Raw genomic sequence first — 13818 nt, forward strand, 5'->3', positions numbered from 1 at the left:
AAAAGATTCGCTTGAAAGAAAAATTGTATAAATGCATAAACGTCATACTATGTTAAGGATTATCATTCATAAGACCGTAACAAGAAGCAGGGCCTAACTTACGTCAGGCCCTTTTTCTTTGCATTTATATGCTGGAAAACCAAACGTTTATTCGGTATATTATGTACAAGAGGTGAATGAAGACTCATGATAAGGAAAAAATCCCTTTCTGAATTAATAGAGGAACTAAAGAAGAATGAAAACATTATTAACTGGCAGGAGATTGAGCCCAAGGAAGCTTCCGTGCGGCCAATGCCTGACAGTGTTGATCATAGAATTAAACTTGCCCTGCAAAAAAGAGGGATTGGCGAGCTCTACAGCCACCAATACTCAGCATATGTAACCTTAAAAAAAGGAGAGAATATTGTGGCTGTAACACCGACAGCCTCAGGGAAAACATTATGCTACAATCTTCCTGTTCTCCAATCAATTGCTGAAAATGACGCAAACCGTGCTCTTTACATCTTTCCGACTAAGGCGTTAGCACAGGACCAAAAGAGCGAATTAAATGAGATAATTGAGGAGATGGGCATTGATATTAAAAGCTATACGTATGATGGCGATACATCACCAAGCATACGTCAGGCTGTCAGGAAAGCCGGCCATATTGTAATAACAAATCCTGATATGCTTCACTCTGCAATCTTGCCTCATCATACAAAGTGGGTCAGCTTATTTGAAAACCTTAAGTATGTGGTTATAGATGAACTTCATACATATAGAGGCGTGTTTGGCAGTCATGTTGCCAATGTTATTCGCCGGCTTAAACGAATTTGTAAATTTTACGGCAGTGATCCTATTTTTATTTGCACATCTGCAACGATAGCAAATCCAAAGGAACTCGCTGAGCAGTTAACAGGCAATCCTATGCGTCTCATTGACAATAACGGAGCACCGCGCGGAAGAAAGCACTTTGTTTTTTACAATCCGCCGATTGTAAATAAACCGTTGAATATTCGCAAAAGCGCCACAGTCGAAGTCAATCAGCTGGCAAGAAAGTTTTTAAAGAATAAAATTCAAACAATCGTGTTCGCACGCAGCAGGGTTAGGGTCGAAATTATATTGAGTCATATTCAGGAGCTTGTTAAAGACAAAATCGGATCAAGGTCCATTAGAGGGTATCGGGGAGGCTATCTTCCGAAACAGCGCCGTGAAATTGAGAGAGGTTTAAGAAACGGTGAGATTTTAGGGGTAGTAAGTACGAATGCTCTCGAGCTGGGCGTTGATATCGGACAGCTGCAGGTTTGCATCATGACCGGATACCCAGGCAGTGTTGCCAGCACATGGCAGCAGGCAGGACGTGCTGGCAGAAGACATGGCGAGGCCTTAATATTAATGGTTGCCAGCTCAACGCCGATTGATCAGTATATTGTTCAAAATCCAGAATACTTTTTTGACAGATCACCAGAGTCAGCACGAATCAATCCAGAGAATCTAATCATTTTAGTGGACCATTTAAAATGTGCAGCTTATGAGTTGCCCTTCAAAGACAATGAAGAATTCGGGCCGCTTGATGTGAAAGATATTTTGGAATATTTAGTAGAAGAACGAGTAATACATCAAAATGGTGATGCTTTTTACTGGGCAAATCAGTCATTTCCAGCGGGAAATATCAGTTTGCGTTCTGCTTCTCAAGAGAATGTCGTCATAATTGATCAGTCTGAGACTGCCAGTCATAAGATTATTGGCGAAATGGATCGGTTTAGTGCCATGACCTTATTGCATGATGAGGCAATATATCTTCATGAAGGTGTTCAATTTCAAGTTGAAAAGCTCGATTGGGAGCATAAAAAGGCATATGTCCGCGAAGTGGACGTCGAATACTATACAGATGCTAATTTAGCCGTTCAGCTAAAGGTGTTGGAAATTGATAAAACCGAAACGAGAAAGAAGACAGCTATCCATTATGGTGATGTTTCCATTAATATCCTTCCTTCTATCTTTAAGAAAATCCGGTTGACAACATTTGAAAATATCGGCTCAGGACCGATTCATCTGCCAGAGGAAGAGCTTCATACAAGTGCCGCTTGGCTTGAGTTGAAAGAAATTGATGAAAATCTTGGTGAGAAGACATTAGAGCAAGTGTTGTTAGGAATCTCCAATGTGCTTCAGCATGTTGTTCCAGTCCATGTTATGTGTGACCGAAATGATATCCATGTTGTTTCTCAAATAAAAGCAAATCATACAGGATTGCCGACCATTTTTCTTTATGATCACTATCCTGGCGGAATCGGGCTTGCAGAAGACGTTTATAAGCGTTTTGACCAAGTAAAGGCCGCAGCGAAAAACTTAATTCAAAGATGCCCTTGCAAAGACGGCTGTCCGGCTTGTATTGGAACAGAAATAGAAGGGATTGCTGCAAAGGAAAACAGCATCAGGATTCTCGATTTGTTTTAATCTGTCCGTTTACTTTTTTTATGTTTCATTATGCTTTTAAATTAGGAGATTGCTCATGTCTATAAAAAATAAATTGCAACGCTTAAAACCACATTTAACTAGCGGAACAAGCAGTGAAAAAAGGCTCCCTGAAACAAAAAGCCAAGCTGAAATACCGTTCATGGATGTATGGACTAATGAAAATGTTGCGCCGTATTGGGTCGATGATAATTACTGCCTTATTCGCGAGGTTCGATATCCGCTTGAGTATAAACATGGTAATTATGCCTTTCGTGATTTTTTAGGAGCTGTCAGTGAATGGAATAACACAAATAATGCTCATCCCTTATCTGCAAAAGGTCATCAGGCCGAAGACTTGTTCTTCTTTGATACAGAAACAACTGGTTTAGGGGGAGGTACTGGCAATACCATCTTTATTCTCGGTTATGCCAGAGTGCAAGGGGATGAAATTGTCCTTAAGCAGCATATTTTGCCAAATCCAGGTTCTGAAGTGCCGCTGTTTAAAAGCTTTCTGGAAAATGTTGATTATACAACACTAGTTACTTATAATGGCAAAGCCTTTGATTGGCCGCAAGTGAAGACAAGACATGTATTTGTAAGAGAGCATGTGCCGAAGCTTCCGGAATTTGGCCACTTTGATTTATATCATGCTGCTAGAAGAATGTGGAAGCACCGTTTGGAAAGAGCGAAGCTATCCATTGTGGAGCAGGATGTACTCGGTGTCGAAAGGCAAGATGATATCCCTGGATTTCTCGCGCCGATGATTTACTTTGATTTTGTGGAAAGAAAAAACCCAGAAGGGATGCTTGGAATTTTAAAGCATAATGAAATCGACATTCTTTCCCTTATTACCCTCTATACGCATTTAAGCTTTCAGTTATTGCAAAAGGATGAGTCTATGTCAGCAAGAGAAACATATGAGGTAGGCAGATGGTACGCTTCTCTTGGAGAAAGCACACAGGCAGTTGAAAGTCTGAAAACGATTATGGATGGCAATGAGGAAGAGAATCTACTGGCTCAATTTGTGCTGGCAAAGCAATACAAAAAAGACAAAAATGATGATGCAGCACAAACCCTCTGGGAAAATATTATTAAAGCAGAAGGCAAAATAGATGAAAAAGTAGTTTATGAGTCTTATATAGAGGCTGCAAAGCTTTATGAACATAAATTAAAAGAATATAAAAAGGCATTAGAATATACAACCCGTGCCCATAAATTGATAGAAGGCACGAAAATTGCTGAAAATACACGAATTATGACAGATGTTTATAAGAGGAAAAACCGTTTGTGCAAGAAAATGGGTATATTAGCCTAATTAGAAATTGAAAAAGCCACTATTTACCTTGTTGTCTAGCAGCCCCATTCCTATTAAAATAAGATAAGATTAAAGTTTATCCTATTTTATGAGTTATTGGAGTGTGCATGTTGTATAAAGTTGTAATGTTCATGTTTTTTGTCGTCGTTTGCCTGACAGCCATTTTATTTTCATCTTTAAAAGAAAATTTATACGCATTATTATAAGCTTTAAAAAGAGTGGAAATTTAGGTGTTTGTATTAGTACAAGATTACCTCTCCCAACATAAGTTGTTACTGTAAGATAATAAAACTTAAAGAATGGAGAGGAGATTTTAATATGCATTGCAAACCTAATGTACTGCCTGCTGTTGTACACCCAACGAAATGCTGTGTAAATAACACGTTCCAAAACAATATTGTTCCTCATATTCACCCATCCCATACAACGACGGTAAATCACGTGAATTATGAGCATCAGCATTATTTCCCGCACACACAATCTGTTCAGAATGTGGTGACAAATACGCAAGCAAATATGGGGCCAGCGCCAGTTCCGTTTCCGGTGCCTCAACAACCTGCACAACCTGGTGGCGTACCATTTACAGCTACTGGATTAGCTTATCCTGGAGCAGCGCCAGGAGGACCAGGTGGATTCCCAGGTGGCCAAGGCGGTTTTCCAGGAGGACCAGGTGGTTTCCCAGGCGGTTTTCCTAGAAGATAATAATTATTAATAATCCGTGGCTGCCGATTCCTTACTCGGCAGCCATTTGATATGAAGTGAGGGAAAAAAATTTCTCTTTTTGCCAAAAATGCTTATAATGTTTCTTAAGGAAGGTTAAGGTTATTTTTTTACAATATTTTGCAAATAAAAAGGTCATTTTTTAAAAGGAACAGAAATAGATTAGTTAAGGTTAAACATGAACTGAAAAAATAAGAAGTTTATAGGCAAGGGAATGGACAAAATGAAAGTAGCTGCTATTTCAGGATATAAGCCATTCGAAATTGGTCTGTTTAAAAAAAATGACCCTGCTGTAGAATACATAAAAAAAGCGATAAGAAAAGAACTGGAACAATTGCTTGAGGAGGGCCTTGAATGGGTGCTCATCAGCGGTCAGTTGGGAACAGAGCTTTGGGCGGCGGAGGTCGTCTATGATTTGCAGTTAAATGGTCATCCTGAACTAAAGCTTGGAGTAGTCACCCCATTTTTAAATCAGGAGCAAAGCTGGAAGGAAGAAAATAAAGAATGGTATGAAGAAATATTGATGCAGGCAGACTATGTCGACTCTGTATCAAAAAAAGAATACGAAAGTCCGAACCAGTTTCGGATGAAAAATGTATTTCTTTTGCAAAAAAGCGATGCATTACTGCTGTTTTATGATACAGAAAAAACGGGAAACCCTAAATATTTATACGAACTTGCAGTACAATATAAGGAAAGAAATGATTACGACATTCGATTAATCAGTTTTTATGATCTGCAGGCAATTGTGGAGGAAGAAGAATTTAATAAAGACTTCTTCTAGAAAAATTGACAAATCGCTAAATGTCTGGAAAAATTAATTTAATACGGCAATTGACTGAGGTGAGCGGAATATGATGCTATCAGATAAGATTAAGTTAACGGCAAAAGATATTCTCGAGAAGGAATTTAAAACGGCAATGCGAGGATATAAACCAGAAGAAGTAGACCAATTTTTAGACTTGGTTATAAAGGATTATGAAACATTACATCAAGAAATTGAAGAGCTGCAGCAGGAGAATATGCGCTTAAAAAGACAGGTTGACGAAAGTTCCAAAAGACCGCAGGCGCCAACAACTACTGCGGGCACAACTAACTTTGATATTTTAAAAAGACTTTCCAATCTGGAAAAGCATGTATTTGGAAGCAAGCTATATGATTGATTTGAAATGAATTAGAAAATCCAGAATCTGCTATTGCTATTATCAGCTGGACATACTATAATAGCAAATGTATCAATAACAACGCTTTGGTAATCGCTGCAAACATTGTTTGTAGAGGAAAGTCCATGCTCGCACAGGCTGAGATGCCTGTAGTGTTCGTGCCTAGCCAAAAAATAAGCTAGGGCAGCATATTTTATGCTGACGGCAGGGAAAATGCCTAAGTCCTTATAGGATATGGCATGAATACCTTGAAAGTGCCACAGTGACGGAGCCTCTTCAGAAATGAAAAGGGTGGAACGAGGTAAACCCCGCGAGCGAGAAACCCAAATTTTGGTAGGGGAACTTTCTCTGAGGAACTAAACGAGGAGAAGGACAGATTTATAATCTGTAGATAGATGATTACCGCCTTTATACGAGGCCTTTAAGGTCGTTACAGTACAAAGGAACAGAACATGGCTTATAAAGCGTTAATGTTGATTACATTATGATGATAAAAATAGCACAAGGTGACTCTGATGTTTACTCTGTTTCAATCAGGTAAACATAAGGTCATCTTTTTATTTGAAGATAAATGATAATGGCAGATGCCAAATGGACATAATAAGTGATATACATAATTAGTTATTTTTTAGAAAATAGGTGAAAGTATGAAAAAATATTCATTGGTTGCAACAGCTGCAATGGGGCTGGAGGCAATTGTAGCGAAAGAGGTTAGAGATCTTGGCTACGAGTGTACGGTAGATAACGGCAAAGTGCATTTCAAAGGTGATGAAAAAGCAATCGCAAGAAGCAATATGTGGCTGCGGACAGCAGACCGAGTTAAAATTGTTGTCGGCGAGTTTAAGGCAACTACCTTTGATGAATTGTTTGAAAAGACAAAGGCATTGAACTGGCATGACTATCTTCCTGTAAATTCTCAATTTCCAGTAGCAGGAAAATCAGTAAAATCAAAACTTTTCAGTGTTTCAGACTGTCAGGCAATCGTCAAAAAAGCGATTGTTCAATCTTTGAGTACACATTATAAAAAAACAGGCTGGCTTGAAGAAAATGGCCCGCTGTTCAAACTAGAAGTCAGTATATTAAAAGATGTAGCTACATTAACAATAGATACATCTGGGCACGGACTACACCGCAGAGGCTACCGGACTGGACAAGGAGAAGCGCCGATTAAAGAAACACTTGCAGCAGCCTTGATACAGCTAACAAACTGGACACCAGACCGTCCATTTGTCGATCCATTCTGCGGATCTGGCACGATTCCGATAGAAGCAGCCTTAATCGGGCAGAATATCGCTCCTGGCTTTAACCGTGAGTTCTTATCCGAGGAATGGGATTGGATGAGCGCAAAGCTATGGGATGAAGTGAGAATGGAAGCAGAAGACTTGGCAAACTATGATCAGCCTCTTGACATAACAGGCACTGACATTGACCATAAAATGGTCAAAATCGCCGAGGAAAATGCTTTTGAGGCTGGACTTGGTGATTTAGTCCAATTCAAGCAAATGCAAGTAAGAGACTTTACAACACCTAAGGAAAATGGTGTAATTGTTGGCAACCCTCCGTATGGAGAGCGTTTAGGCGACAAGCCATCAGTGCAAAGGATGTACCGTGAAATGGGACAAGCATTCGAACCGCTTGAAACATGGTCCATTTACATGCTGACATCAGATGAAGAATTTGAAGAACAATACGGCAAAAAAGCAACGAAGAAGCGCAAGCTCTTCAACGGCTTCATCAAAACAGATTATTATCAGTACTGGGGCAGAAGAAAACGGGATTAACCTTTATATATGAAGGGTCCTAAAGAGTTATTAATTAGTGTGGGAATTTTCTGCATGAATTAACCATATATAGGAGGAATTTGGGCTTATTCTTGACTTGCTGTACTATACAACATATTTTAAATGTGGCAGACATTAAACTGTTAAATAAAATGATATGTATTCGTACAGTGAAGAAGGGAATAAGCCTTGTTCGTAAAAATAAATATTAAAGAGTAGTTTTATTAGCGTATTTGGTATTTTTCATTCTCTTCTTATTAATAAATCAATAAAAAAAAACGGCTAATGATAGCCGTTCATAACTACACTTTAAAATAGGCATAGTCTTTAATATTTATATTATTTACTTAACGTAGGTAAATATTTTTTATCCAGTTTATCCGCAATATTAGCTAAGAACTTCTGAACTGTCATATTTTCCACTGCTTTTGTGTACCAAGATAGCTTGGAACCATAGTCTTTCCCATCATAATACACACTGCGTGGCGTATAGCTTTTCAGCTTAGGTGTTTCCGTGTAATCAAAATCGATAATTAAAAACTTACCTTCAAGAGTTTCAAGTTTAACACCATATCTAGGACGTATATAGTCCGTATTGTACTTTGTCCCTATAATTTTAGCTTTAGTTTTCATTTTGATCTCCTTTTTCGGTATTAACACCTACCACAAGTAATAGTAGAGATACAAGTAATTTACTAAAATTATTTAAAGTGCTTACGGATAAGCATACCACATTAAATTAAATAAGTACATTTAAGGTGAAACATGGTTATTATGGTAAAGAAATAGGAAGCCCTTTAAGCATCCTAAACCATTATTAGAAATGTCTATTAACATAACTTCTTTGTTGCAGGTATTAAACCTGAAAAATTAGATTTTAATAGTATTTGTTTACACCTCTATAAAACCATAATATAATATGAAGGAATTGGGAAGCAGATAATCGGGTTGAACTGGTAAAAAGCCCACATTTCGAGCAAAAACTAGCAAAGAGCAGTCAACGGCTTCATCAAGTAGTACTGGGGCAGAAGAAAACGATAATCAGCATAAAAGAGACAAACCAAAAGCGTATAAAATCCCTTCAACATGTGTATATATAAGTCTATATAGTTTTGTGTGGAGGGATTTATAATGATGGACAATACGATCGATTATGAAAAAATTTTGCATGCCATTAACCAGTCATTAGACATAGTTAAAAATGAAGATATCGGAGAAGATTTGCTTCAAACTTATATAGATGCACAGCAATCCGTTAAGCAGGCAATGAATTTTTCGTTATCAAACAGCATCAAGTAGGAATAACTTGATGCTGTCTTTTCTTTTTTTGTGAGGCTCTTTTCATACTAGAGCAATAAGTTAAGAGGGGGCCTAGCTTGCGGTTGGCGGCCCTCTTTTCTCTTGCATGTTTATTTGGAATTGCCTATTATAAATAAATGCATTCATTTCGATAAGCGTAAGTTTTTAATAGAGGCAAACTTCTTCAAGCCTTGGCATAATAATTTTAGAAATTTCCTTTTAGTCAAGTGAGGAGTGTCTCGTATTTCATTTTATGGAGGGGTATCATGCAAAACAGCATGCCATTTGAGGTTTCAAAAACAGAATCATTTTACGATAAATTAGGGGAATGGATTGGGGATGTTTTTTATGACATCCTTCCAGAGGCCGGCTATGAGCTTCGCGATGAGCAAGTGTTTATGGCTTATCAGCTTGAAAAGGCGTTCAAGGAGAAAAAGACAATATTTGCAGAGGCTGGCGTTGGCACAGGCAAAACCTTTGTGTATTTACTGTACAGCATTTGCTATGCTCGATATGTGAACAAGCCTGCTATCATCGCATGCTCTGATGAAACGTTAATCGAACAGCTTGTTAAAAAGGAAGGCGATATCGCCAAACTGGAGCAGGCATTAGGACTGAAAATTGATGTCCGTCTGGCGAAGTCAAGAAACCAATATCTTTGCTTGAACAAGCTAGATCAAAAAATAACGTTTGAGGACACGTATAATTCTATTTATGATACATTACCTGACTTTGTTCACGGCAGTGGTTCACTCCAGTCATTTGCGCCATACGGGGACAGAAAGGATTACCCTGACTTGACAGATGAAGATTGGGGCGGCGTGGCATGGGATTCCATGCAGGATTGCTTCACATGCGATAAGCGCCACCGTTGTGGCCAAACTTTGCATAGAGATTACTATCGTAATGCCAAGGATTTAATCATCTGCTCTCATGATTTTTACATGGAGCATATTTGGACAAAGGAATCAAGAAAAAGAGAAGGTCAATTGCCACTGTTGCCAGATAGCGCCTGTGTCGTATTTGACGAGGGTCATCTGTTGGAATATGCAGCCCAAAAAGCATTGACATACCGCTTGACAGAACAAAATTTGGAAAAGCTACTTACTAAGCTGCTTGCCAATGATGTCAGAGAAAAAACATTAAATATTATAGAAGATACAATCTATCAAAACGAGCAATTTTTTGCTGCATTAACGAATGCTTCTTTTGAAACAGAAGGTTCGGACAAGCAGGAAATCAAAAAGACTGATACTGTTATGAAAGAAGGCCGAAGACTTGCAGGTCTAATCTCTGATTTGGAGGAAGAACTAGTCTTTGAAAGTGAGATGTATGTTATTAACGAGTATGATTTGAAAGTAGTAGAAGAATACTTGGAGCAAATCTCTCATTCCCTGCACTTATTCTTAAGAGAAATGAACGGTATTATTTGGTTTGAAGAGCATGACGGAGAGCGGACACTTGTAATTATGCCAAGACTTGTACAAGATATTATGAAGGAAGATGTTTTCAGCCAAAACAAGCCGATTATCTTCTCGTCTGCAACATTATCGGATAACAAGTCATTTGAATATATGGCAAACAGCTTAGGAGCTAAAGAGTTCTTATCCTTCTCTGTGGAGTCTCCATTTGATTATGACGAAAACATGAATGTAATCATGACAGAATATAATCATGATGATACAGATTTGAAGAAAGATTATGTAATCGAGAAGCTAGTTGCCGCTGGCGGAAGATCGCTTGTGCTGTTTAACAGCAAGGAAGACTTAGCGAAGTTTAAGACAGCCTTGCCAAAGGATTTCACCCTTCCGATTTATTTTGAAGGAGAAGGAGAAATCAGCGGCCTTGTTTCTAAATTCCAAAATGAAGAAGAGTCTATATTATGTGCTGTTAACTTATGGGAAGGTCTGGATGTGCCAGGAAGTTCATTAGAGAATGTATTTGTTTACTCCTTACCATTCCCTCCAAATGACCCTGTTTATAAATCAAAGCGTGAAAATGCAGCAGATCCATTTACAGAAGTAGATTTGCCATATATGATTCTTCGCTTAAGACAGGGAATTGGACGATTAATCCGTACAAATGAGGACAGCGGTCATATCCATATCCTTATGGACAAAGAAGAGCAGAAGCAAGTGAAAGATGCAGTAGTTGCAGCGTTGCCGGTAGAACCTGCATATATATAAATACTTTAAGCAGTTCTTGAAAAAAGAACTGCTTTTTTATATTTATACATAAGCATCCCTTATATTCCTCGAAAGAAAAATATGGTAAGATAGTTTTCAGAAAACGCTTTGAATAAAATCAGAGGGCTTCAGATAAGGAGGAGAAGTAAATTTGAGCAATATTAAAGAAATAGAACAGGATTTTTTAGCCTATATAAAAAAAATTGGTGCATACAACGAGGCCTTGGCCCTCATTTATTGGGATTTGCGCACAGGCGCACCTAAAAAGGGTGTTGATCAGCGCACAGAGGTAGTCGGCACATTGTCTGCAGAAGCATTTAATTTGTCTGTTTCGCAAGAGCTAGAACAATATTTAAACCAATTATCTGATGCAAGTGTTCAAGATGAGTTATCTTATGTCACGAAAAAAACAGTGGAAGAAATGAAGAAGGAATTTGACCGGAACAAAAAGATTCCTCCGAGTGAATTTAAAGAATATGTGATGCTTCAATCGAAAGCAGAAAGCGTTTGGGAAGAGGCGAAAGAAAAGTCAGATTTTTCTTTATTTGAGCCTTACTTGGAAAAATTAGTAGCAACAACTAAAAAATTCATCCATTATTGGGGCTATGACAGCACGCCATATGATGTTCTTCTTGATATGTATGAGCCGGGTATTACAGTACATATATTAGACGAAGTTTTCGCTGAGTTAAGAGAAAAAATTGTGCCTCTCGTACAAAAAATTGCCAAGTCACAGCACAAACCAGAAACAAGCTTTTTGTTCGCTCACTTTCCAAAAGACAAACAGCATGGGTTTAGCCTTGAGCTGTTAAAGCAAATTGGCTATGATTTTGATGCAGGCCGCCTGGATGAAACGGTTCATCCTTTTGCTACAGGCATAAACCCAGGAGATGTGCGCATAACGACTAAATATGTGGAATCAGATTTTAGGGTAGCTGTGTTTGGAACTGTGCACGAAGTTGGGCATGCACTGTATGAGCAAAATATTTCGGAGGAACTTGTCGGAACACCGCTTAGTACAGGAACTTCGATGGGTATCCATGAGTCACAATCTTTATTCTATGAAAACTTTGTCGGACGAAACGCTTCGTTTTGGAAGAAACATTATTACTTGCTGAAGGAATATGCAGACGGCCAGTTTGATCAAGTTGATGTAGAAGACTATTATCGTGCAATCAATGAATCGAAGCCATCACTTATTCGGATTGAAGCAGATGAATTAACATATCCACTGCATATTATCATTCGCTACGAGATAGAGAAGGCCTTGTTTAACGGTGAACTGAAAGTAGCAGATCTTCCGAAAGTGTGGAATGAGAAATACAAGTCATATTTAGGAATTGAGCCAAAAAATGACGGGGAAGGAGTGCTGCAGGATGTCCATTGGGCAGGCGGAAGCTTCGGATATTTTCCATCGTATGCCTTAGGTTATATGTATGCAGCTCAATTTAAAGAAACACTTCTCCAAGATCTTCCTAACTTTGACGAGCTTCTAGAAAGAGGCGAGCTTGAGCCGATTAAGCAATGGTTCAAAGAAAAAGTTCATCAGTTCGGAAAAACAAAAAAACCGCTTGAAATTTTAAATGATGTAACAGGCGAAGGGCTAAACGCACAGTATTTAATACAATATCTTTATGACAAGTACTCAAATGTTTATAAGCTGTAAACGAAAAAGAGCAAGGAATATTTCCTTGCTCTTTCCTCTATTTTAAAGGGAAAGTATGCTTGCATGCACGAAAAGCGCTGTTTATAAATATACTGTTAGAGATAATAAACTGGATGTGATAATTGATGGAACATTATTATTGCAAGCACTGCCTCATTCTTTATAAAGAGAGCACTATATGCCCTCATTGCGGAATGAAGGTTGAGAACAAGATTAAGATAGAGGTGCAAAGCCAGAAGGAAAATGAGTGAATTACTGTAATAACAAAGAGTTGACTAGTAATTGCCATCTCTTTGTTATCGAAAACTTACACTTCAAGCATTAAAATGATGTGAATAGTGCCTGTGTCAGCAAGTGTCACTTTTAAACTAAGGGCCTTGTCAAAGCCATACATTTTCGTTTCTCCCACCAACACGGTCGGAGGAGTTATATCCATAGCAATCCCATTTTTAGAAACAAATGTAGTAAGATTTCCAGCGATCATATTGCCAAGCTCTCCAGAGAAAGAATCAAGCATTTCTCCTTCCAGCACCATTCCAAACATCGCTTCGCCAATCTTTCCGAATACTTCCTGGTTTCCATCTATAATGACTCTTCCACGGAAATCACCTGTTAAACCGATTAAAACACCTAATGATTTTTGCTGGTAAGGTGCCGTGATTAAAGTAGGTTTATCAATACTTAATTCAAAGGGGATTACGTTTTTAACTGATTCAATAGTCCCGTTTAATATTTCTGTTGCACTTCGCGTGATTGTCACAATTCATTCCCCCATACTGTAGTTAACAACATCTTATCATAGTTTAAATAAAATTTGGATAAGTAAATTTGGAATTTACGGAAAAAATAGCGTGGTTATATTTTCCTAACTAATATAGGCTTATACTCCTGCTTGTTTTCACGAGTACTGGATACTATTTACAATGAAATTTCAAAGCAGGCATTTTATAATAAAGATGCACAGCAACATCCTTCAAAACATTTCATTCCTCTTTTTAGAGGAATTTTTTTATATTGTAAAAAAAACAATGTCCTCCATATTGAAAATGATTATCATTAATGTTAAAATGTAACTGAATTTGAAAATCGCTCTCATTTAGAAAAGAGGTGTTCAACTATGATCGCAGTTCTTATTGCTGCAGCAGCAGTCGGTTACTTATCTGTTATGAAATATGTTCTGAAAAACGTATCCCCATCTGCTCACTCAAAATAAATACATATTTGCTTTGCAGTTATTTTTTCTCCGATATGC

Annotated in this window: 11 protein-coding genes and 1 other RNA gene; 10 read left to right on the forward strand and 2 right to left on the reverse strand. The window is 38.1% G+C overall.

Annotated elements, in window-relative coordinates; translation table 11 throughout:
- Positions 1–189: 189 nt before the first annotated feature.
- The 7 genes from M3600_RS12900 to M3600_RS12930 all read left to right on the forward strand — a co-directional run bounded on the left by M3600_RS12900 (position 190) and on the right by M3600_RS12930 (position 7415).
- Positions 190–2436, forward strand: a complete 2247-nt coding sequence (locus tag M3600_RS12900; protein WP_233314723.1) for a DEAD/DEAH box helicase — start codon at positions 190–192, stop codon at positions 2434–2436.
- A gap of 55 nt (positions 2437–2491) precedes the next feature.
- On the forward strand, positions 2492–3751 hold the full coding sequence (locus tag M3600_RS12905; RefSeq protein WP_233313399.1) for a ribonuclease H-like domain-containing protein: 1260 nt from the start codon (positions 2492–2494) through the stop codon (positions 3749–3751).
- Between the two features lie 318 nt (positions 3752–4069).
- Entirely contained in the window at positions 4070–4453 is a 384-nt protein-coding gene (locus tag M3600_RS28960; protein WP_267913266.1) for a CotD family spore coat protein, read from the forward strand.
- 241 nt (positions 4454–4694) lie between these two features.
- Entirely contained in the window at positions 4695–5255 is a 561-nt protein-coding gene (locus M3600_RS12915; protein ID WP_233313400.1) for an SLOG family protein, read from the forward strand.
- A 73-nt stretch (positions 5256–5328) separates the two neighbouring features.
- Positions 5329–5634 (forward strand): cell division regulator GpsB, encoded by a 306-nt coding sequence (gene gpsB / locus M3600_RS12920; RefSeq protein ID WP_233314724.1) that lies wholly within the window; start codon positions 5329–5331, stop codon positions 5632–5634.
- Between the two features lie 81 nt (positions 5635–5715).
- An RNA gene (gene rnpB, locus M3600_RS12925) (RNase P RNA component class B) lies at positions 5716–6099 on the forward strand.
- A gap of 182 nt (positions 6100–6281) precedes the next feature.
- Positions 6282–7415 carry a THUMP domain-containing class I SAM-dependent RNA methyltransferase gene (locus M3600_RS12930; protein ID WP_251646313.1) on the forward strand — a complete coding sequence of 378 codons (1134 nt, stop codon included), beginning with the start codon at positions 6282–6284 and terminating at the stop codon, positions 7413–7415.
- Positions 7416–7754: 339 nt separating this feature from the next.
- Here M3600_RS12930 and M3600_RS12935 read toward each other — a convergent pair whose 3' ends face one another.
- A complete protein-coding gene (locus M3600_RS12935) occupies positions 7755–8048 on the reverse strand; it encodes a hypothetical protein (RefSeq protein ID WP_233313402.1) in 294 nt (97 codons plus the stop codon).
- Between the two features lie 498 nt (positions 8049–8546).
- Between M3600_RS12935 and M3600_RS12940 the strand changes: the two genes are divergently transcribed.
- The 3 genes from M3600_RS12940 (at position 8547) to M3600_RS12950 (ending at position 12566) form a co-directional block, all read left to right on the forward strand.
- Positions 8547–8714: a hypothetical protein gene (locus M3600_RS12940; RefSeq protein ID WP_237941644.1), complete on the forward strand. Its 168-nt coding sequence runs from the start codon at positions 8547–8549 to the stop codon at positions 8712–8714.
- 266 nt (positions 8715–8980) lie between these two features.
- Positions 8981–10900 carry an ATP-dependent DNA helicase gene (locus M3600_RS12945; protein WP_233313404.1) on the forward strand — a complete coding sequence of 640 codons (1920 nt, stop codon included), beginning with the start codon at positions 8981–8983 and terminating at the stop codon, positions 10898–10900.
- Between the two features lie 151 nt (positions 10901–11051).
- A complete protein-coding gene (locus M3600_RS12950; RefSeq protein ID WP_251646315.1) occupies positions 11052–12566 on the forward strand; it encodes a carboxypeptidase M32 in 1515 nt (504 codons plus the stop codon).
- Positions 12567–12873: 307 nt separating this feature from the next.
- Here M3600_RS12950 and M3600_RS12955 read toward each other — a convergent pair whose 3' ends face one another.
- Positions 12874–13326, reverse strand: coding sequence for a chemotaxis protein CheX (locus M3600_RS12955; protein WP_233313407.1), 453 nt, complete (start codon positions 13324–13326; stop codon positions 12874–12876).
- Between the last annotated feature and the right edge of the window lie 492 nt (positions 13327–13818).

Origin of the sequence: Niallia sp. MER 6, assembly GCF_023714395.1 — a bacterium.
Classification (GTDB): Bacteria; Bacillota; Bacilli; order Bacillales; family Cytobacillaceae; genus Niallia.